This is a genomic window from Microbacterium sp. F51-2R (assembly GCF_052180235.1).
In the GTDB taxonomy this organism is placed as follows: domain Bacteria; phylum Actinomycetota; class Actinomycetes; order Actinomycetales; family Microbacteriaceae; genus Microbacterium.
In genome coordinates, this window is sequence record NZ_CP197470.1 from 1,367,988 (window position 1) to 1,388,617 (window position 20,630).

Annotated in this window: 18 protein-coding genes; 10 read left to right on the forward strand and 8 right to left on the reverse strand. The window is 72.3% G+C overall.

From position 1 onward, the window contains the following. Positions 1-179: 179 nt before the first annotated feature. Genes ACSBPH_RS06240 through ACSBPH_RS06255 form a run of 4 tightly spaced genes read right to left on the reverse strand, consistent with a single transcriptional unit; the run spans position 180 to position 3,488 of the window. Positions 180-1,523 (reverse strand): ABC transporter ATP-binding protein, encoded by a 1,344-nt coding sequence (locus ACSBPH_RS06240; RefSeq protein ID WP_442576730.1) that lies wholly within the window; start codon positions 1,521-1,523, stop codon positions 180-182. Beyond that, positions 1,499-2,302, reverse strand: coding sequence for an ABC transporter permease (locus tag ACSBPH_RS06245; RefSeq protein ID WP_442576731.1), 804 nt, complete (start codon positions 2,300-2,302; stop codon positions 1,499-1,501). Before ACSBPH_RS06245 ends, ACSBPH_RS06240 begins: the two co-directional genes overlap by 25 nt. Continuing rightward, positions 2,299-3,093 carry a molybdate ABC transporter substrate-binding protein gene (modA, locus tag ACSBPH_RS06250; RefSeq protein ID WP_442576732.1) on the reverse strand — a complete coding sequence of 265 codons (795 nt, stop codon included), beginning with the start codon at positions 3,091-3,093 and terminating at the stop codon, positions 2,299-2,301. The genes ACSBPH_RS06245 and modA overlap by 4 nt, the downstream gene beginning before the upstream one ends. Continuing rightward, entirely contained in the window at positions 3,090-3,488 is a 399-nt protein-coding gene (locus ACSBPH_RS06255; protein WP_442576733.1) for a TOBE domain-containing protein, read from the reverse strand. Before ACSBPH_RS06255 ends, modA begins: the two co-directional genes overlap by 4 nt. 97 nt (positions 3,489-3,585) lie before the next feature. Here ACSBPH_RS06255 and ACSBPH_RS06260 point away from each other — a divergent pair, with 97 nt between their 5' ends. The 5 genes from ACSBPH_RS06260 to ACSBPH_RS06280 are packed head-to-tail and all read left to right on the forward strand — an operon-like array spanning position 3,586 to position 7,604. After that, positions 3,586-4,704: a ThiF family adenylyltransferase gene (locus ACSBPH_RS06260; RefSeq protein WP_442576734.1), complete on the forward strand. Its 1,119-nt coding sequence runs from the start codon at positions 3,586-3,588 to the stop codon at positions 4,702-4,704. After that, positions 4,701-5,954, forward strand: coding sequence for a molybdopterin molybdotransferase MoeA (locus ACSBPH_RS06265; protein WP_442576735.1), 1,254 nt, complete (start codon positions 4,701-4,703; stop codon positions 5,952-5,954). The genes ACSBPH_RS06260 and ACSBPH_RS06265 overlap by 4 nt, the downstream gene beginning before the upstream one ends. Next, positions 5,951-6,457, forward strand: a complete 507-nt coding sequence (gene moaC, locus ACSBPH_RS06270; protein WP_442576736.1) for a cyclic pyranopterin monophosphate synthase MoaC — start codon at positions 5,951-5,953, stop codon at positions 6,455-6,457. Before ACSBPH_RS06265 ends, moaC begins: the two co-directional genes overlap by 4 nt. Continuing rightward, complete coding sequence (locus ACSBPH_RS06275) at positions 6,454-7,371, forward strand: NTP transferase domain-containing protein (RefSeq protein ID WP_442576737.1); 918 nt, start codon at positions 6,454-6,456, stop codon at positions 7,369-7,371. The genes moaC and ACSBPH_RS06275 overlap by 4 nt, the downstream gene beginning before the upstream one ends. After that, positions 7,371-7,604, forward strand: coding sequence for a MoaD/ThiS family protein (locus ACSBPH_RS06280; RefSeq protein WP_442576738.1), 234 nt, complete (start codon positions 7,371-7,373; stop codon positions 7,602-7,604). Before ACSBPH_RS06275 ends, ACSBPH_RS06280 begins: the two co-directional genes overlap by 1 nt. 38 nt (positions 7,605-7,642) lie before the next feature. On the opposite strand, the gene ACSBPH_RS06285 is transcribed toward ACSBPH_RS06280, so the two are convergent. Together ACSBPH_RS06285 and ACSBPH_RS06290 are read right to left on the reverse strand one after the other, a co-directional pair. Beyond that, positions 7,643-8,071, reverse strand: coding sequence for a molybdenum cofactor biosynthesis protein MoaE (locus tag ACSBPH_RS06285; RefSeq protein ID WP_442576739.1), 429 nt, complete (start codon positions 8,069-8,071; stop codon positions 7,643-7,645). Beyond that, positions 8,068-8,556, reverse strand: coding sequence for a MogA/MoaB family molybdenum cofactor biosynthesis protein (locus ACSBPH_RS06290; RefSeq protein WP_442576740.1), 489 nt, complete (start codon positions 8,554-8,556; stop codon positions 8,068-8,070). Before ACSBPH_RS06290 ends, ACSBPH_RS06285 begins: the two co-directional genes overlap by 4 nt. 102 nt (positions 8,557-8,658) lie before the next feature. Here ACSBPH_RS06290 and ACSBPH_RS06295 point away from each other — a divergent pair, with 102 nt between their 5' ends. Next, positions 8,659-9,285 (forward strand): helix-turn-helix domain-containing protein, encoded by a 627-nt coding sequence (locus ACSBPH_RS06295; RefSeq protein WP_442576741.1) that lies wholly within the window; start codon positions 8,659-8,661, stop codon positions 9,283-9,285. A gap of 50 nt (positions 9,286-9,335) precedes the next feature. Here ACSBPH_RS06295 and ACSBPH_RS06300 read toward each other — a convergent pair whose 3' ends face one another. Beyond that, positions 9,336-10,601 (reverse strand): nitrate/nitrite transporter, encoded by a 1,266-nt coding sequence (locus tag ACSBPH_RS06300; RefSeq protein ID WP_442576742.1) that lies wholly within the window; start codon positions 10,599-10,601, stop codon positions 9,336-9,338. 219 nt (positions 10,602-10,820) lie between these two features. On the opposite strand from ACSBPH_RS06300, the gene ACSBPH_RS06305 reads away from it, so the two are divergent. Genes ACSBPH_RS06305 through narI form a run of 4 tightly spaced genes read left to right on the forward strand, consistent with a single transcriptional unit; the run spans position 10,821 to position 17,711 of the window. Then, a complete protein-coding gene (locus ACSBPH_RS06305) occupies positions 10,821-14,567 on the forward strand; it encodes a nitrate reductase subunit alpha (RefSeq protein WP_442576743.1) in 3,747 nt (1,248 codons plus the stop codon). Further along, on the forward strand, positions 14,567-16,252 hold the full coding sequence (gene narH / locus ACSBPH_RS06310; protein WP_442576744.1) for a nitrate reductase subunit beta: 1,686 nt from the start codon (positions 14,567-14,569) through the stop codon (positions 16,250-16,252). The genes ACSBPH_RS06305 and narH overlap by 1 nt, the downstream gene beginning before the upstream one ends. Beyond that, positions 16,249-16,956, forward strand: coding sequence for a nitrate reductase molybdenum cofactor assembly chaperone (gene narJ / locus ACSBPH_RS06315; RefSeq protein ID WP_442576745.1), 708 nt, complete (start codon positions 16,249-16,251; stop codon positions 16,954-16,956). The genes narH and narJ overlap by 4 nt, the downstream gene beginning before the upstream one ends. Next, complete coding sequence (narI, locus tag ACSBPH_RS06320; protein ID WP_442576746.1) at positions 16,953-17,711, forward strand: respiratory nitrate reductase subunit gamma; 759 nt, start codon at positions 16,953-16,955, stop codon at positions 17,709-17,711. Before narJ ends, narI begins: the two co-directional genes overlap by 4 nt. 31 nt (positions 17,712-17,742) lie before the next feature. Here narI and ACSBPH_RS06325 read toward each other — a convergent pair whose 3' ends face one another. Then, positions 17,743-20,367 (reverse strand): multicopper oxidase domain-containing protein, encoded by a 2,625-nt coding sequence (locus tag ACSBPH_RS06325; RefSeq protein ID WP_442576747.1) that lies wholly within the window; start codon positions 20,365-20,367, stop codon positions 17,743-17,745. Positions 20,368-20,630 lie beyond the last annotated feature (263 nt).

The following is a 20,630-nucleotide window of genomic DNA, read 5'->3' on the forward strand; positions in this document are numbered from 1 at the left end:
CAGGACCAAACGCGCGCCGCCGGCGCGGCTCCCCCGGAATTCCGCGGCGTGGCGGCACCCGCCGCGCCGCGCATCCTGAATTCGGCACGGGCGCGGGTCCTGACAGGAGTCGCAGGGCGGGGAGGGGTTGCCGGTCGAGGCGGGGCCGCGCGGGGCGCGAAGCCGCGGCGAAGCGCCGGTCAGGCGGAGATGAAGCGCACGTCGCCGGCGTCGACCCGCAGCCGCACCGCGACGCCCGGGGCGAGGCCCGCCTCGACAGCGCGATCGGCCGGAAGGTCGACCGAGACCTCGGGGTCAGCCGTGCGCACCCGCACGCCTGCGGGAGTCTGCTCCAGCCGCACGACGCGGGCGCTCCACTCTCCCCGTCGAGCCCCGGTGGGGACGGATGCCTCGGCCCGCGCAGCGGTCCAGGCCGCGGCCTCTTCACCCCGTTCGAGATGCACGACCCCCGGCGCGAACACGGCGGCCAGGGTCGCACCGCCGCCCGGCTCCCCGCCACGATCCAGCTCGCCAACGCCGCCCGGCACCACGCCACCGTCCCCGCCCGGCACCGCGCCACCGCCTCGGTCCGCGCCGTCGCGCCGCTGCCCGTCGCCTACGCCCACGCCACCGCCCTCGCGCCCGGGCCCCAGGCGACCGAGCCCGAGGCGACCGATGTCGACGCGACCGATGTCGAGGCGATCGATGTCGAGGCGACCGACGTCGGGCCGCCCGATGTCGAGGTGGAGCCCTCCGCTGCGCCAGCCGCCGGAATCCACCGAGCCCACGACCCGGTTGAGCCCCGACACCGCCGCGACGAAGCGCGATGCGGGCGCCGCGAGCACGTCGCGCACGGGTCCGGCCTGCGTGACCCGGCCCGCTTCGACGACGACCAGGCGGTCGGCGAGCGAGACGGAGTCGACGGCGTCGTGCGTCGCGACGACAGCGGTCGTCCGCGTCGCGACGAGCTGATCGCGGATCATCTGGCGGATGTCGGCCGCTGTCTCGGTGTCGAGCGACGTGAGCGGCTCGTCGAGCAGCAGCGCCGACGGGGCCGTCGCGAGGGCGCGCGCGATCGCCACGCGCTGCTGCTGTCCTCCGGAGAGCTGCGCGGGCCTGCGATCCCCCGTTCCGGCGAGACCGACCCGCGCGAGCCAGTCCTCGGCCTCGGCGCGTGCCGCGGCGCGACCGACCCGGCGCGCGAGGAGCCCGAAGGCGACGTTCTCGACGGCCGTGAGGTGGGGGAAGAGCCGAGGATCCTGCCCCAGCAGCACGAGGCCACGCTTGGCCGGCGTCACGTGCGCGTGACGCGAGGACGCGGCATCCAGAACCCGCCCGCCGAGACGTACGTGCCCCTCCTGGAGCGGCACGAGCCCGGCGAGGGCCCCGAGGAGAGTCGACTTGCCCGCCCCGCTCGGCCCCATGACGGCGACGACCTCGCCGGGTGCGGCAGTGACGGCCGCGTCGAGCACGAAGCCGTGCCGCGCGACGACGACACGCGCGTCGAGGGCCTCGCCCGTCATCGCGGCGTCTCCGGTCGCCACGCCCGCACGAGGAGCAGGACGCCGATCGACGTCACGAGGAGGAGGAGTGAGAGCGCGACGGCGGAGCCCTGCGTGACGCCCGCGCCGTTGAACGCCGTGTAGATGGCCAGCGGCATGGTCTGCGTGACGCCGGGCGCGTTTCCGGCGAACAGCGCGGTCGCGCCGAACTCCCCCACAGCGCGGGCGAAGCACAGCACGATGCCCGCGACGAGTCCCGGAGCGGCGAGGGGCAGGGTGACGCGTCGGAGGATGGTCCAGCGGCCGGCCCCGAGCGACGCCGCCGTCTGCTCGTACCCCACACCGCTCGTGCGCAGCGCCCCCTCGACGGCGAGCACGAGGAAGGGCAGCGCGACGAACGTCTGCGCCAGCACGACAGCGGGGGTCGAGAAGGGCAGACGGATGCCGAGCTCAGCCAGCGCGCCGCCGATCCAGCTCGTGCGGCCGAACAGGTAGAGCAGCGCGATGCCGCCGACCATCGGGGGCAGCACGAGCGGCACGGTCACGAGCGCGCGGATCACGCCCGCCGTGCGAGGCGCGCTGCGCGCGATGACGAGCGCGAGAGGCACGCCGAGCACGACGCACACGGCGGTCGCGGTCAGCCCCGTGCCGAGCGACAGCACGAGGGCCGAGAGCGCCTCGGGGGCGGTGATGTCGGCCCACAAGGTCGACCAGTCGACGCGCGCCACGAGTGCGCCGAGCGGCAGCACCAGAAGGGCGAGGCCGACGAGGGCCGGCAGCAGCAGGATCTGCGGGACGAAGCCCGCGCCCTCGCGCCTCACGGGGCACCGAAGCCCAGTTCTCGCAGCGCCGCCTGCCCGTGCGGTCCGACGACGAACGCGGTGAATGCCGCCGCCACGGCGGGGTTCGGGGCATCCTTCATCGCGACGATCGGATATCGGTTGACGACGCGATCCGCCCCCTCGGGAACGATCGCCTCGATGTCGGAGCGCCCGCGCACATCGGTCGCGTACACGAGCCCGGCATCCGCCTCGCCCGCCGCGACCTTCGAGAGCACGGCGGTGACGTTCTGCTCGGAGCTCGCGGGCTTCACGGTCACGCCGGCGTTCGACAGGAGGGTTCGGGATGCCGCGCCGCACGGCACCTCGGGGGCGCACACGACGACGCTCACGGCCTCGTCGGCCAGGTCGGCGAGGCCCGCCACGCCCGCGGGGTTGCCGTCGGGCGTCACGATCACGAGCGTGTTCGTCGCGAAGAGCTTCGGATCACCGGCGAGGCCGGCGTCGGTCACCGTGGCCATGTTTGCCTCGTCGGCCGACGCGTAGACGTCGGCGGGAGCGCCTTCGACCAGCTGCGTGGCGAGGGTGCTCGAGCCGTCGTAGACGACGGGCAGGACGCGCACGTGCGGATGCTGCGCCTCGAACGCGCTCGCGAGCTCGTCGAAGGCGGTCTTGAGGGATGCCGCGGCGTAGACCGTGAGGTCACCGCTGAGCGTGTCGGCGGGCGATGCAGGGGGCGACGACGTCGCGGGCGAGCCCGCGGAGGTCGTGGCGCAGCCTGTCGCGAGCAGCGCCACGAGAGCGAGCGCGGCGAGGCCGGCGGCCCGTCTCACGTCGAGCCCCGCGGCGTCTCGATGATGACGTTGGTCGCCTTGACGACGGCGACGGCGAGCGAGCCGACCTCCAGGCCCAGGTCGTCGACGGCCTCGGCCGACAGGAGCGAGACCACGCGGTGCGGCCCGGCCTGCACATCGACCTGCGCCATGATGCCGTCGGTCTGCACGCGCGTCACGAGCCCGACGAAGCGGTTGCGGGCGCTGGAGAGCACGTCGGTCGGATCGGCCGCCGCGCGGGCGAGCTCGACGGCCCGCTCCGCGAGGGCGGTGCCGGGGATCTCCGCGGGCGTCGCCGTGGTCGTCGGGAGCACCCCCTGCTCGATCCACCGGCGGACGGTGTCATCGCTCACCCCGAGGAGCCGGGCCGCCTCGACGATCTTGTAGCTCGGCATCCTTCGACGTTACACGCAGATGCGGAGGGATCGGCTGGATTCCTCCGCACCTGCGGCTCGCGGCGACGGGTGTCGCGCCCGCGGATACCCTGGGTGTATGCCTCTGCCGCCGCTGGTCGAGCCGATCGCCGCTCTCGGTGACACCGAGCGCGTGCGCACGGCGCGCCACTCGCGCCTCGCGGGGTTCGGCGAGATCTCGCAGCGCCGGCTCGCGGCAGCGCGCATCGCCGTCGTCGGAGCGGGAGGCCTCGGCTCCCCTGTCGTGCTCGCGCTCGCCGCGGCGGGGGTCGGCGAGCTCATCGTCATCGACGACGACTCGGTCGAGCTCTCGAACCTGCAGCGGCAGATCCTCCACCGCGTCGGCGACGTCGGCGCACCGAAGGTCGACAGCGCCGTGCGCGCCGCCGCCGACCTCGCGCCCGACACCGTCGTCCGCTCGGTGCGCGAGCACCTCACGCCCGACAACGCGGCGCGGCTCCTCGCGGGGGCACACCTCGTGATCGACGGCACCGACACGTTCGAGACCCGTGAAGCCGTGGCATCCGGGTGCGAGCAGCTCGGCGTGCCGCTCGTGTGGGGAACTGTGCAGGGGTTCGATGCGCAGGTCACCGTCTTCTGGAACACCCCGCCGCACGACGTCGCACCCGTCGTGCTCTCCGACCTCTACCCCTCGGGCAGCGTCGGCGAGGTGCCCTCGTGCGCCGACGTCGGAGTGCTCGGCGCGCTGTGCATGCAGGTCGGCGCGCTCCTCGCGAGCGAGGCGATCAAGCTCGTCACCGGCATCGGCGAGACCCTTCTCGGCCGGGTCCTCGTCGTCGACGGCCTGCGCGCACGGCAGCACGAAGTGCCGCTGCGCCGGTCGGCGACCGACGCCGTGGCGGCCGCTTCGGGCCCGGCGTCCGTGTCGGGTTCGTCGCGCACCGTCGTGCCCCACGTCGGCCCGGCGGCCCTCGCGGGCGCCGTCATCGTCGACGTCCGCGAGGACTGGGAGATCGAATCCGGCATGATCCCCGACTCGCGTCACCTCCCCCTCGACGAGCTCCTCGCCGATCCGGCCGTGCTCGCCGGCGCCGGAAGGGTCGTCGTGGTGTGCCAGGTGGGGATGCGCGCCCGGCGCGCGGCAGAGGCCCTGCGCGCCGCCGGCGTCGACGCCGAAGTGCTCGCGGGCGGCATCGACGCCTGGCAGGCCTCCGGCGCGTCACGGATGTCGGCGTGACCCCCGACGACCTGCGCGAGGTCGAGGAGCAGCAGGCGCTGATCCTCGCGCGCGTCGCCGAGCGGCCGCTCGTCGAGTCCGCAACCGTCCCCGTGCCGGCGGCGCTCGGCCGCACGCTCCGCGCGCCGCTCCGGGCGCTCGTCGACATCCCCGTCTTCGACAACTCGGGGATGGACGGCTTCGCGGTCCGCTTCGAGGATGTCGCGGATGCCGCGCCCGGCCGCCCCGCGCGGCTGAGGGTCGTCGCCGACCTGCCCGCCGGAACGTCGCTCGACCCCGCGCTCGCCCCGGGCGAGGCGGCACGCATCATGACGGGGTCCCCGGTGCCGTCGGCCGCCGACGCGGTCGTCCCGTTCGAAGACACCGCCGGCGGACTGGGCGACTCTCTCAGCGAGATCGCCGTCGAGCGCGCCCCCCGCGCGGTCGGTGCGCACATCCGCCGTCGCGCGGAGGACTCCGCCGCCGGCGACGCGCTGCTCCCCGCCGGGGTCGAACTGGGCGCGCTGCAGCTGGCGGCTGCCGCCGCGGCGGCGGTCTTCGAGGTCGTCGTGTCGCGGCATCCGCGAGTCGCCGTCGTTTCGACGGGGTCCGAGCTCGTGCCGCCCGGCTCGCCGCTCGAGCGCGGGCAGATCCCCGAGTCGAACAGCCAGCTCCTCGCGGGACTCGTCGCGCAGGCCGGCGCCGAGGTCGTGCTCCGCACGAGCGTGCCCGACAACGGCGACGGACCGCTCCGCGCCGTCGCCGAGGCGACCGCGCTCGGCGCCGATGTCGTCGTCTTCTCGGGCGGGGTCAGCGCCGGCGCCTACGAGCCGGTCAAGATGATGCTCGCGGCATCCATGGAGTTCACCAAGATCCGGATGCAGCCGGGCAAGCCGCAGGGATTCGGGGTGACCGACGCCGGCGTGCTGCTGTTCGGGCTGCCCGGCAATCCGGTGAGCGCGGCGGTCTCGTTCGAGGTGTTCGTCCGCCCCGCACTGCTCGCTCTGCAGGGACGCTCGCAGCTACACCGACCGCTCCTGCGGCTGCCCGCGGCATCCGCGTGGCGCACGCCGCCCGGCAGGCGCCAGTACCTCCCCGCGGCGATCGACCGCTCCGACCCCGGACGGTGGACGGTGCGCCCCGCGACGGGCGGCGGATCGGGCTCGCACCTGGCGGGAGGCCTCGCCCGAGCGGAGGCCTACGCCGTCGTCGGAGCCGACGTCGACGCCGTCGCGGCGGGCGATCTCGTCGATGTCATGCTGATCTCATGAGCTTCACGCACCTCGACGACTCGGGCCACGCCCGCATGGTCGACGTCACGGCGAAGCAGCCGACCGTCCGCGCCGCGACGGCGCGCGGGTTCGTGCGCTGCTCCGCCGAGGTCGTCGCGGCGCTGCGCGAGGGCATGGTCCCGAAGGGCGATGTGCTCGCCGTGGCCCGGATCGCGGGCATCCAGGCGGCCAAGCGCACCCCCGACCTCCTGCCGCTCGCGCATGTGATCGGCGTGCACGGGGCCGCGGTCGACCTCGCGGTCGTCGACGACGGCGTGCGGATCGAGGCGACCGTGCGTACCGCCGATCGCACCGGCGTCGAGATGGAGGCGCTCACCGCCGTCTCGGTCGCGGCCCTCGCGATCGTCGACATGGTGAAGGGCCTCGACAAGGCGACGTCGATCGAGAACGTCCGGATCACGGCCAAGGAGGGCGGCCGCTCCGGCTCGTGGACCCGCCCCGGCGAGTCGCCCGATGACAGCACCGCCCACCCGACGTCATGACCCCCGCCGACCCGGTGCTCGGTGCGGTCCTCCTCGCCGGCGGTCGCGCGACGCGGCTTGACGGCGCCGTCAAGCCGCTCCTCGACGTCGGCGGCCGCTCCCTCCTCGGCCGGGCCGTGGATGCCGCGCACGCCGCGCACGCACGGCCCGTCATGGTCGCCGCCCCCGTGCTCGACGCCTCGCTCGACGTGGAGTGGGTGCGTGAGGATCCGCCCTTCGGCGGCCCCGTCGCCGGCATCGTCGCGGCGCTGACGCACCCGGGTCTCGCGCAGACCGAGTGGACGCTCGTGCTCGCGTGCGACCTCGCGCGGCCCGATCTCGCCGTCGCGCGGCTGCTGTCCGATCTCGCGCTGCTCCCGGGCGACACCGAGGGACTGTGTCTCGCGGATGCCTCGAGCCGCCCGCAATGGCTCACCGGTGTCTATCGCACCGCGGCGCTCCGCGCGGCCGCTCGCGGCATGCGCAACGGTGGGCGCAACGCCCCCGTCCGGGAACTCCTCGACGAGCTCGCGATCGCCGTGATCGCGGCATCCGATCACCTGACCGCGGATGTCGACACGTGGCAGGATCTGGAGAGGGCCCGCGCGGCGGCAGCATCGCCGCCGCCGTCGACCGAGCAGGCAGCCCGGATTTCAGGAGGAGTCATGACCGAGGCATCCCGCACCCTTCCGCCCGAGGCGCTCGACGCCTGGGCCGCCGCGATGCGCGAGCGGTTCGGCCTCGCCGACGGCGACGTGCCGATCTCGCTCATCCTCGACCTCGCCCGCGACGTCGCGAACGGCGTCGCGCGCCCCGCGGCTCCGCTGAGCGCGTTCGTCGCGGGTCTCGTGGCGGGTCGGGCCGGAGGGACGCCGGCGGATGTCGAGTCCGCCGTCGCCGCCGTCGTCGAGCTCGCGCAGGGATGGGAGGCCTGATGGCCCGCGTCCGCTACTTCGCCGCGGCCGCCGAGGCGACCGGCCTCGAGGCCGAGGATCGCGGCGAGCGCACGCTCGGCGAGCTGCGCATGGCCGTGTCGAGCGACCACCCCGGACTCGGCGGCATCCTTCCCCGCTGCGCCGTCCTCGTCGGCGGAGCGCGGGTCGACGATGAGACGGCGCTCGGCGCCGACGACCTCGTCGACGTCCTGCCGCCGTTCGCCGGAGGCTGACCTCCTTCGCGGTCGTCTTCCGGCGACGGATGCCTCGGCTACCCGCCGAGGCCCTTCCATGCCGTCGTGCCGTCGGCCTCCACCTGGCGCTTCCAGACAGGGAGGTCGGTCTTGATCGTCTCGATGAGGGCGCGGCAGACCTCGAACGCCTCGGCGCGGTGCGGCGACGCGACGGCGATGACGACGGCGAGGTCGCCCACCTCGAGCCGGCCGACGCGGTGACTGACCGCGACGAGGGCGGCGCCGTCGCCGATCGCGTCGGACGCGAGCCGGTGCAGGGTGTCCTCGACGTCGGGGTGAGCCGTGTACTCCAGCGCGACGACGGGGGTCGAGGCATCCGGATCGTGATCCCGCACGCGGCCGACGAACGTCGTCACCGCTCCGCAGGTCGGGTCGTCGACGGCGGCGAGGTGCACGTCGAGGTCGAGGGGGCGATCACTGACCGCTGCCAGCCGGACGCCGCTCATGCGTGGTCTCCGCCGGACAGCTGATCGAGCACGTGGCCGGCGAGTGCGACCACCAACGGCATGCCGTCGGCGACTCCCCCGGTCGAGCCGGGCAGGTTCACGACGAATGCTCCTTCGGGGTCGACGACGCCCGCGAGCCCGCGGGTGAGCAGGGCGCGCGGCGAGGCGAGCGCGCCGCGGCGGCGGAGCTCCTCCCCCACCCCCGGGATCACGCGGTCGATCACGCGGGCGGTGCCCTCCGGCGTCTGGTCGCGCGGCGAGAGACCTGTTCCTCCGGTCGTCACGACCAGACGCGCTCCTCGGCCGAGGGCGTCGCGCAGCGCGGTCTCGACGCTGTCGGCTCCGTCGGCGACGACGACCGGGTCGGCGCAGGCGAAACCCGCCTCGCGGAGGGCCGTGACGACGAGAGGACCGCTGGCGTCTTCGCGCAGGCCTTGCGCGGAACGATCCGAGACGGTGATGACCGCGGCGGGAAGAGCGCTCATCGCACCAGCTTAGGAGCGTCGCGACGACGTGGCGGCCGGTCGGGTCGCCGCGGCCGCGACCGATCCCCCCGCCCCTCGACGGCACCCGGGGATAATGGGGGCATGACTCGCCGGGTCGACGCCTATCGCGGACTGTCGCAGCCCAGCCGCCTGCGCGTCATGCACGAGCTGCTGGTGAAGCCCGGTCAGTCGCTCGCCGACCTCGCCGCCGCGACGGGCCTGCACGAGAACACCCTCCGCGACCACCTGCGGGTGCTCGAGGCCGAAGGGTTCGTCGTGCGCCGCCCGGAGCATCGGGGCACCCGCGGGCGTCCCCGCGACGTCTTCGATCCGGCCGGTCCGCAGACGCCGAACCCCGTCGCAGAGCGCCGCATCGAAGACGCCAAGCGCCACGGCGACCTCCTGCGGGGCGTCGTGCTGCAGACGACCGCCGCCGATGAGACGGTGGCGCACCAGCTCGACGTGCTCTACGAGCACCTCGACGACGTCGGCCTCGAGCCCCGCATCGACGAGGAGGCGCTCACGGTCGACCTCGCCCCGTGCGCCTTCCACGACCTCGTCGACGACCGCATGGCCATGCTCTGCCACGTGCACGCTGAGCTCATCCGCGGCGTCCTGCAGCAGGCGGGCGGCCCCCTGGAGCTCGACCGGGTGCTGCCGCTCGTGACGCCGCACCGTTGTCATGTCGCCCTGAAGGTCGCCGCGCCGGGGGCCGCTGTCGCCGACTGACGACCGCCGCCCGTGACCCTCGTCCGCAAGCGTGAGGCTCCCGACCGGGATCAGGAGACGGATGCCTCGGCCGGCCGCGCATCGGATGCTTTGACCGGCCGCGCGTCGCGCAGCATCCCCGCGACGACCAGCGCGCCGGCCCCGACGAGGACGAGCAGCCACAGGCCCAGGGCGTAGGAGTTCGTCTCGGCGTTGTAGGTCGCTCCCATGACGAGCGGCGGGAAGTATCCGCCGAGACCGCCCGCGGCGGCCACGACCCCCGTGACGGCCCCGACCTTGTCGGGCGGGGTCGACGGCCCCACCCAGGCGAAGACCGCGCCCATACCGAGCCCCATGGCCGAGGCCATGAGCAGGAAGACGACGCCCGTGAGCACGCCCTCAGGGGGCTGCTGCCCCACGACGTAGGCGGTCGCGACGATCCCCGCCAGCGAGATGAGCGAGATGATCTTCGGACCGAACCGGTCGGCGAGGACGCCGCCGATCGGTCGCGCGACCACGGCCGCCGCGGCGAACAGCGCCGTGCGGGTGCCGGCGCCGACCGCGTCGACCTCGTCGGGATAGATCGTCAGGAGGTACTTGGGCAGGTACGTCGAGAAGGCCACGAACCCGCCGAACACGATCGCGTAGAGGAACGACATCTGCCACGTGATGGCGAGTTTCAGCGCGCCCTTGACCTTCGGCACGAGCGGTTCGCGGCTCGGCTTCCACGCGGGCGACTCGCGGAGGAACAGCCACACCACGATCGCGACGGCGACGAGGACTCCTGCGATCACGAGGTACGTCGGCAGGTACCCGATCCCCTTCGCGAGCCGGGGCGTCACGAACGCCGACACGGCCGTGCCGATCATCCCCATACCGAAGACCCCGGTGGCGAAACCCCGTCGCGCCGGCGGGAACCAGGCGCTCGAGAACGGGATGCCGACCGCGAAGATCGTGCCCGCGACGCCGAGGAGGAAGCCCGCGCCGATGAGCAGCCAGTAGCTGCCGAGGACGCCCGCCAGGGCGACGAGCAGCACGGCCGGCACGGCCGCCAGCAGCACGCCCGTGAACATGCGGCGGCCTCCGAAGCGATCGGTCAGCGCTCCGACCACGATGCGACCGAGCGCCCCGACGAGCACCGGCGTCGCGAGCATGAGCGAGACCTGCCCCTGATCGAGCCCCAATTCCTCGGCGTAGATGTTCTGCAACGGCGCGATCGACATCCACGCCCAGAACCCCGCCGTGGACGCGATGGTCGCCAGGATCACCTGTGCGAGACCGCCGCGGAGCGCCGGGGCCTGTTCGACCGCCTTCTCGGTTGCGACGCTCTGCGACATCGCGCCTCCATTCGTCGAGATCGGAATCCCGAGATCCCGATGTCGAGATCAAGATAGCGCCGGAGACGAACGCGGCACGATGGACGACCGTGGAAATTCGCGGACGGGGACGGGCCCCGTTGCCCCGGCGCGGGCGGGCCGATTAAATACGGTCAAGGACCCGGCGGCCGATCGCGACGAAGCGAAGACTGAGGCCCTACCGCCGCGCTGGAGGACTCGATGACCCCTGATGCCCACTCGATCCACCCGGCGACCGACGGCCCCCTCGCCGACGGTCTGCTCACCCTGGGACGCTTCCTGCGCCGCGGCAAGACCAGCGAAGACCTGCGCTCGCTGTTCCTCGAGGGCGGCCGCCAGGGCGACGTCTTCTACCGCGACCGCTGGTCGCACGACAAGGTCGTCCGGTCGACGCACGGCGTGAACTGCACGGGTTCGTGCTCGTGGAAGGTGTACGTCAAGGACGGCATCATCACGTGGGAGACGCAGCAGACGGATTACCCCTCGGTCGGCCCCGACTCCCCCGAGTACGAGCCGCGCGGCTGTCCGCGCGGAGCCGCCTTCAGCTGGTACACCTACTCCCCCACGCGCGTGCGCTACCCCTACATCCGCGACACGCTCGCAGAGCTCTACCGCGCGGCGCGGGCGACCCACCCCGACCCCGTCGACGCCTGGGCCGCCGTCGTCGAGGATGCCGAGGCATCCCGTGCCTACAAGTCCGCCCGCGGCAAGGGCGGACTCGTGCGGACGACGTGGGACGAGGCGCTCGAGATCGCCGCGGCGGCACACGTCTACACGGTCAAGAAGTACGGTCCTGACCGCGTCGCGGGATTCTCGCCGATCCCGGCCATGTCGATGGTGTCGCACGGCGCGGGGGCGCGGTTCCTCAACCTCCTCGGCGGCACGATCCTGTCGTTCTACGACTGGTATGCCGATCTGCCCGTCGCAAGTCCGCAGGTGTTCGGCGACCAGACCGACGTCCCCGAGTCGGCGGACTGGTGGAACGCCGGCTACCTCATCATGTGGGGCTCGAACGTCCCGGTCACCCGCACGCCCGACGCGCATTTCATGGCCGAGGCGCGCTACCGCGGCCAGAAGGTCGTGACGGTCTCGCCCGACTACACCGACAACACGAAGTTCGCCGACGAGTGGGTCGCGCCGCACCCCGGCACCGACGCCGCGCTCGCCCTCGCGATGGGCCACGTCATCCTCACCGAGCACTTCGTCCAGAAGCGGACGCCGCGCTTCGAGGACTACATGCGCCGGTACACCGACGCGCCGTACCTCGTCACGCTGGAGCGCAACGGCGACCGCCTCGTGGCCGGCAAGTTCCTCACGGCGGCGGATCTGGATGGGCTGGATGCCGAGGCCCCCCGCGCGGATTTCAAGACGGTGCTGCTCGACCAGGCCGGCGCCCCCGTCGTGCCGAACGGGTCGCTCGGTCACCGCTTCACGCCCGAGGACGAGGGCAGGTGGAATCTCGACCTCGGCGATGTCGTGCCGCCGCTGTCCATCGCGGATCTGCCGGACTGGGCGGGCGAAGCGGCGGAGGTCGCGCTGGCGCGCTTCGACCTCGACCCCGAGCCCGGCGACGAGCACGCGGGCGGCTCGGGGATCGTCGTGCGGGGCGTCCCCACCCGCCAGGTCGCGGGGCGCACCGTCACGACGGTGTTCGACCTGCTTCTCGCCCAGTACGGCGTCGGCCGCGCGGGACTGCCCGGCCAGTGGCCGTCGGGCTACGACGACCCCTCGACCCCCGGGACGCCGGCCTGGCAGGAGGAGATCACCGCCGTCCCGGCCGCGCAGGCCACCCGGATCGGTCGCGAGTTCGCCGACAACGCCGACCGCTCCGGAGGACGGTCGATGATCCTCATGGGCGCGGGGACCAACCACTGGTTCCACTCCGACACGATCTACCGGACGTTCCTGGCGCTGACGACGATGACCGGCTGCCAGGGCGTCAACGGCGGAGGCTGGGCGCACTACGTCGGCCAGGAGAAGGTGCGGCCCATCACCGGCTACTCGCAGTACGCGACCGCCGGCGACTGGAACCGCCCGCCCCGGCAGGCGATCGGCACGGCGTTCTGGTACCTCGCCACCGACCAGTGGCGCTACGACGGACTCCCCGCCGACAAGCTGGCCTCGCCCCTGGCACGCGGGACGTTCTCCGACCGCACGACGGCGGACTGCCTGGTCGAGTCGGTCAAGCGCGGATGGATGCCGAGCTACCCGACGTTCTCGCGCAATCCGCTCGACCTGTGCGACGAGGCGGAGGCGGCAGGCAAGGAGCCCGCGCAGCACATCGTCGACTCCCTCACCGACGGGTCGCTCAGGTACGCGTGCGAAGACCCCGACGCGCCGGAGAACTTCCCGCGCATCGTGACGATCTGGCGGGCGAACGTCCTCGGGTCCTCGGGCAAGGGAAACGAGTACTTCCTCAAGCACCTCCTCGGAGCCGATTCGGCGATCCGCGCGAGCGAGACCGAGCCGGGCGCCCGGCCCCGCGACATGGTGTGGCGGGACGACGCGCCCCAGGGAAAGCTCGACCTCCTCATGACGGCGGATTTCCGCATGACGTCGACGACGCTCTTCAGCGATCTCGTCTTCCCTGCGGCGACCTGGTACGAGAAGTACGACCTGTCGTCCACCGACATGCACCCCTTCCTGCACTCGTTCAACCCGGCGATCACGCCGCCCTGGCAGACCAAGACCGACTACGACCTGTTCGGCGAGCTCGCCGAACGCTTCAGCGCGCTGTGCGAAGGGCATCTCGGCGTGCGACGGGATGTCGTCGCCTCGCCCCTGCAGCACGACACTGCGGACGTCATGGCCTACGCGCACGGCGCGGTTCCGCAAGACCCACCGCTCACGCCGGGCGTCACGATGAGCAAGCTCATCGTGGTTGAACGCGACTACCCCGCACTCGCGAGCCGCTGGCGGACCCTCGGCCCGCTCACCGAGAAGCTCGGGATGACCACGAAGGGGATCACCTATCACCCCGACGACGAGCTGCAGACCCTCGCTCATCTGAACGGCGTCTTCCCGTCGGGCCCGATGGCCGGGCGCATCCGGCTCGACTCCGACAAGCGGGTGTGCGAGATGATCCTGGCCTTCTCGGGCACGAGCAACGGGCGCCTCGCGGTGCAGGGCTTCCGCGAGCTGGAGAAGCGCACCGGGCAGCGCATGGCCTACCTCGCCGAGGAGGAGGAGGGCAAGCACATCACGTTCGCCGACGTGCAGGTGCAGCCCCGCGCCGTCATCACCTCGCCGGAGTGGTCGGGCTCGGAGCACGGTGGCCGCCGCTACACCGCGTTCGCCATCAACGTCGAGCACCTGAAGCCCTGGCACACCCTCACCGGCCGGCAGCACTTCTACCTCGACCACGACTGGATGGAGGAGCTCGGCGAGAACCTGCCGACCTTCCGGCCGCCGCTGGACATGCATCGGCTGTTCGACTCGCCGAAGGTCGGTGCGACCAGTCGCGTCGCGGGCAGCGGCGGCTCCGGTCAGACCGAGGTCGCGGTGCGCTACCTCACGCCGCACTCGAAGTGGTCGATCCACTCCGAATATCAGGACAACCTGTTCATGCTCTCGCTCTCCCGCGGAGGCCCGACGATCTGGATGAGCCCGCAGGATGCCGCGAAGGTGCAGGTGCGCGACAACGACTGGATCGAGTCGTACAACCGCAACGGCGTCGTCGTGGCCCGCGCGATCGTCTCCCACCGCATGCCCGAGGGCACGGTGTACATGTACCACGCGAAGGACCGGACGGTGGATGTGCCGATCGCCGAGACGAGCGGCCTGCGGGGCGGCATCCACAACTCCCTCACGCGGATCCTGCTCAAGCCGAGCCATCTCATCGGCGGATATGCACAGCTGGCCTGGGCGTTCAACTACCTCGGGCCGACGGGGAACCAGCGCGACGAGATCACCGTGATCCGCCGCCGCAGCCAGGAGGTCGAGTACTGATGAAGGTCATGGCGCAGATGTCGATGGTGATGAACCTCGACAAGTGCATCGGATGCCACACCTGCTCGGTCACCTGCAAGCAGGCGTGGACGAACCGCACCGGCGTGGAGTACGTGTGGTTCAACAACGTCGAGACGCGGCCAGGCGTCGGCTACCCCCGCAGCTACGAGGACCAGGAGAAGTGGGGCGGCGGCTGGGTGCGCACCAAGCGCGGCCGGCTGAAGCTGCGCAGCGGCGGCCGGCTCGCCAAGCTCGCGCGCATCTTCTCCAACCCGACGCTCCCCGAGATCCACGACTACTACGAGCCGTGGACCTACGACTACGACATGCTCCTCAACGCGCCGCGCACCGCACAGGTGCCGGTCGCCCGCCCCAAGAGCCTGCTCACGGGCGAGGACATGAAGATCTCCTGGTCGGCGAACTGGGATGACGATCTCGGCGGGTCGATGGAGACGATGCAGGACGACCCGATCCTCAAGAAGATGAGCGAGAAGGTGGAGGCCGAGTTCTCGCAGGCGTTCATGTTCTACCTCCCGCGCATCTGCGAGCACTGCCTGAACCCGTCGTGCGTGGCCTCGTGCCCCTCGGGCGCGATGTACAAGCGCGCCGAGGACGGCATCGTGCTGGTCGACCAGGATCAGTGCCGCGGCTGGCGCATGTGCGTGTCGGGGTGCCCGTACAAGAAGGTCTACTTCAACCACAAGACCGGCAAGGCCGAGAAGTGCACGATGTGCTACCCGCGCATCGAGGTCGGCCTTCCCACGGTGTGCTCCGAGACCTGCGTCGGCCGGCTCCGCTACCTCGGCCTCGTGCTCTATGACGCCGACCGCGTCGCCGAGGCCGCGAGCGTGGAGGACGAGCGGGCGCTCCTGGCGGCCCAGCGCAGCGTCCTCCTCGACCCCCGCGACCCCGCCGTCATCGAGCAGGCGCGGCGCGACGGCATCCCGGAGGACTGGATCTCGGCCGCCCAGCGAAGCCCCATCTGGCGCCTCATCCAGGAGTACGAGGTCGCCCTGCCGCTGCACCCCGAGTACCGCACCATGCCGATGGTCTGGTACATCCCGCCGCTCTCTCCCGTCGTCGACGTCGTGAGCGAGTCGGGCAACGACGGGGAGGATGCCCGGACCCTCTTCGCGGCGATCGACAAGCTGCGGATCCCCATCGGCTACCTGGCCGAGCTCTTCAGCGCCGGCGAGACCGGGCCTGTCGACCACGCCCTCCGCCGCCTCGCGGCGATGCGCTCCTACATGCGCGGAGTGAACCTCGACGACGAGCGCGACGAGCGCATCGCCCGCGCCGTCGGGATGACGGGTGAGGAAGTGGAGGCGATGTACCGGCTGCTCGCCATCGCGAAGTACGAGGACCGCTACGTCATCCCGAGCGCCCACACCGAGCAGGCGCACGCGCTGGAGGAGATGGCATGCTCGCTCGACTACGAGGGCGGCCCGGGAATGGGCGGTGCCGGACCCTTCGGCCTGTCCAGCGGCCCGAGCGTGCCGGTGGCGGTGGAGAACTTCCACGTGCTCGCCGACCGCCAGACCGCCGACCGTCCGTCGAGCCCCGGGCGGGTGAACCTGCTGAACTGGGACGGCAACGGCACGCCGGACGGCATGTTCCCACCCGCCCCGGACGGGGGGATCCGCACGACGAGCAAGGGGCGGCGATCGAGCGAGGAGGAGCGATGAGCTCCACACTCCCCCGCGTGACGCCGCGTCGATCGCTGCCGGATGAGATCCGCCCCCTGCGGCTCGACGCGGCCCAGCGCGCGCGGGCGCACATGATCGCCTCGCTGCTTCTGGACTACCCCGACCAGGCGTGGTTCGACCGGCTGGACGCCGTGCGCGAAGGGCTGGCGGGCCTTCCTCCCGAGATCGCAGAGCCGGTGACGGGTTTCGTCGACGCGGCCGTGGCGGCGGGAGCCACGCACTGGCAGCGGCAGTACGTGCTGACGTTCGACCTCAAACGCAAGTGCAGCCTCTACCTGAGCTACTACGCCACCGGCGACACCCGCAAGCGCGGGACGGCGCTGGTGACGTTCCTGGACGCCTACCGTGCGGCGGGGTGGGAGTTCGAGGCACCGGAGCTTCCCGACTACCTGCCCGCCGTGCTGGAGTTCTCCGCCGTCAGCGACTCGCCCATCGCCGCCGCGCTGATCGCCTCGCACCGCGAGGGCATCGAGGTGCTGCGAGCCGCGCTCGAGTCGATGCATAGCCCCTGGGCGGCGATCGTGCGCACCATCACCCTCTCGCTGCCGGCAATCGATGCCCGCACGCGCGAGCGCTTCCTCGACCTGGTCGCCGAGGGTCCTCCCACCGAGACGGTGGGGCTCAGCTTCCTGGGGGCGCTGCCGCCCTTCCGACCCGTCTCGCAGCAGGGAGACACGCCATGAACACGCTCGACGTCATCCTGTGGGTCGCGATCCCCTATGCGACCATCGCCGTCTTCATCGTCGGCCACATCTGGCGCTACCGGTACGACAAGTTCGGGTGGACCACCCGATCGAGCCAGACGTATGAGAACAGGCTGCTGCGGTGGGGGTCGCCGATGTTCCACCTCGGCATCCTGATGGTGCTCGCCGGTCACGTCGTCGGGCTCCTGGTCCCCCGCGAGTGGCTCTACGCCATCGGCGTCTCCGAGGAGATCTATCACTTCGGGGCGACGGGTCTGGGCACCGCCGCGGCCGTCCTCACCCTCGCCGGGCTCGCGATCCTCATCTACCGCCGCCGGACGGTCGGCCCGGTGTTCCTCGCGACCACGCCCATGGACAAGGTCATGTACGTCTTCCTCGGCGCGACGCTGCTGTTTGGTACGCTCGCGACCGTCGTCTACCAGCTCTTCGGCGGCGGCTTCCACTACCGCGAGACCATCTCGCCGTGGATCCGCAGCATCCTGCTGTTCCAGCCGCAGCCCGAGCTCATGCAGAACGTGCCGCTGCTGTTCCAGGTGCACGTCCTCACGGCCTTCGCACTCTTCGCGCTGTGGCCCTTCACGCGCCTCGTGCACGTGTTCTCGGCACCCGTCGGATATCTCTTCCGCCCCTACATCGTCTACCGGTCGCGCGATGCGCAGCGCGGCGCGCGGCCTGTGCGCCGCGGATGGGATCCTGTGAAGGCTCCTGACCCCGAGAGGCTGCACAAGCTGTAACAGCGCGATGCCGCCGCCGTGCCGCGACCGCCTACCCGACGCGGAAGATGCCGCGCGCGCCCTTCTCGGCGTCGCTCATGCGGTGGGTCACGAACGGATAGTCCCCGGACTCCGGGAAGACCAGCTCGACGAACCCACCCTGTGCCGGCTCGAGCGCGAGGGCCTGCGAACCGCCGGGGTCGCCCGCCCGCAGCGTGTAGGCCCCTTCGCGGTAGACCGTGTCGAACTGGCCTCCGACGATGTGGAACGACGTCGGAGTGTTGGGCCCGGCATCCAGCACCCACACGCGCACCCGCTCCCCCGCCGCGGCGGTGAGGGGGCGGTGCACGTACTGATCGGCGTAGCCGTTGAACGCGACGAGGTCGGGCGTCTCCGCCGCGATCTTCACCGCATCGGCGGTCTCGCCCTGAGCGCCGAGGTACAGCTCGCCTTGCACCAGGAGGTACTCGCGATCGAGCGGGGCGAGATCGGGCGGATCGATGATGACCGCGCCGAACATGCCGTTGGCGATATGCATCGACATCGGCATCGTCGCGCAGTGGTACATCCAGATGCCCGCCTTCGTCGCCGTAAAGGAGTAGGTGAGGCTCTCCCCCGGCTGGATGGTGCGCATCGGACCGTCGGGGGCGAGCGAGCCTGCGTGGAAGTCGATGGAGTGCCCGATCGAGCCGTCGTTGACGAGCGTGATCTCGAACCGGTCGCCCACTTTCCCGCGCAGCACCGGTCCGGGCGCCGTCCCGCCGAAGGTCCACCGGGTCTGCGACACCCCGGGCGCGACATCGGTCACGACCTCCTCGACGCGGAGCGTCACCCGGTGGACGGTCTCTGCGGGTGCCGGCGCGAGCGCTGCGGGCGCCGGCTGGAAGTCGTCGGCGGGCTCGCGCTGGAGATCGACGTCGTCGGCCGCGTCGGGGGCGGAGGCGGCGCCCGCGCCCGCGTGCACGCCGGCATGGTCGTCCGACCCGCCGGCAGGGGGCGCGCCGACCACGCGGACCGTCAGCTCCATACCCATCTGACGGTGCCCGGCGATCGAGCACCAGCCCTGCATGTCGGCGCCGACGACTCCCACATCGATCGTCTCGGAGTCTCCCGGGGCGAGCCGCTGGGTGCGCACTCCGTTGGCGAAAGTCAGGTCGTGGACGTCGGTCCCCGTGTTGTGGAAGGTGACGACGAGCCTGTCGCCGTAGGGCACCTCGATGACGGGAGTGTCGAAGTGCATGCCCTCGACTCCGACGGTGACCTTCGTCGTCTTGCCGGTCGCCACGACATTCCCGCCGGAGCCGGTCGTGGCGATGCCCACGGCCGCGGGGTCGGCGGCGATTCCCGCCCCGACGCTCACCACGAGCAGCGCCACGGCGGCCACGATCCCTCCCATGCGGCGCCGCCGCGCGGGAGGGGCAGCCGCAAGAGGCATGCCGATCCCGACTCGACCCGTGCGATCGGGGTCGGCCCCCTCCGCGCGGCGAACACGCCTCCCCACGACGATCGCACGGATGGCGAGCACGACGAATGCGACGACGACGCCGGCCGCGACGAACGACAGCAGCACGCGCGAGAGCGACGGCAGCGGCGCGAGGAAGAGCAGCACGGCCCCGTTGAACGCCGTCACACGGAAGACCGCCCCCTTGTCGAGTACTTCGGCGCCGGCCTTGGCCGCGGCAGGGCTGCCGAGCGCGACGACGGGGAGGAGATAGCTGAGCGCGCCCGTGAGCACCTGCACCGCGAAGCCGACGACGAGAGGGCCGAGCATAGCGAGGTAGTCGGCGCGCAGCGCCGCCCAGTCAGGCGCGAGCACCGACTGCACTCCGAGCGCGACGGCCGACGCGACGAGCCAACCGAAGCCCGCGGCGAGGCTCCAGCCCGCGAACGTGCCGGGCGGCATCGTCCGCGCTTCGCGCCATCCCTCCACGGCGAGCATGCCGGCCCCGGCGAGCCAGATCGCCAGACCCACGGCGATCAGGGCGCGCATGTCGGCGAGGGGACCCGCAGCCGAGACGAGGATGCCGACGACCAGGAGCGGCAAGGCGCGGCGCGCCGCGGCATCCGTCGTCGCGGGAACGCGGGCATGCAGCACCGTGGGCCACAGCAGCACGAGCGTGCCGAGCACCGTGAGGCCGATCCAGCCGAACGCGTTGAGCACCAGGTGCGCAGTGACGAGGCGGTCGGCGAGGGCGGGGGCGGCGGCGAGCGCGACTCCGAGTCCGATGCCGAGGAGGAAGACGGCACTCGCGGCGATGTAGTAGCGCGCAAGCGGTCCGAAGCGCGTCGGCAGAGCCCGGCGGCTCTGCATCGCGAGGATGACGCCGTGCGCGACGATCGCGACGGCGACGATCGACGCGCCCACCACGACGAGCACCGTCGCCCGCCCGAGGACGCCGGCCACGACGAGCGCGGCACCGGCCGTGTGCAGGCCGAGCCGCACGCCCAGGCCGACCCGGCCGCCCGGGGCCGGGCGACGAAGAAGCGTGTCGGCGAAGTGCTGCGACCAGATGAGGATCGCGGCGGTCGCAGCGCCGAGGAGCGGGACGTGGACGAGGAGCCACAGCGGCTCGTCGACGAACCTGTGCACTCCGACGGCGACGAGGGCGAGGATGATCCAGGCCAGGACGACAGCGTTGGTCGCGAGATACCAGTCACGCCGCGACAAGGTCAGCACTCCCCTTCGGCCGCGCCGCGCGAGTGTGCGCAGGCACCGCGCGAGTGAGCGCCAGCGCCGCGGGCACTCGGAGCGACCCTGCGGGCGCGCCGGGCACCGCCGCGGAGATCTCGGTGACACGGCGCGCGGCGGGACGACGTGGGGGCGCGGCATCCACGTCCTCACGCTACGCACCGCCCCGAGAGAGTGCCCGCCCGAAGACCGTGGTTATTCCGGCGTCCGCTCTCGGGTCGGGGAACGACGCGCTGCGGCGCCGGGAAGCC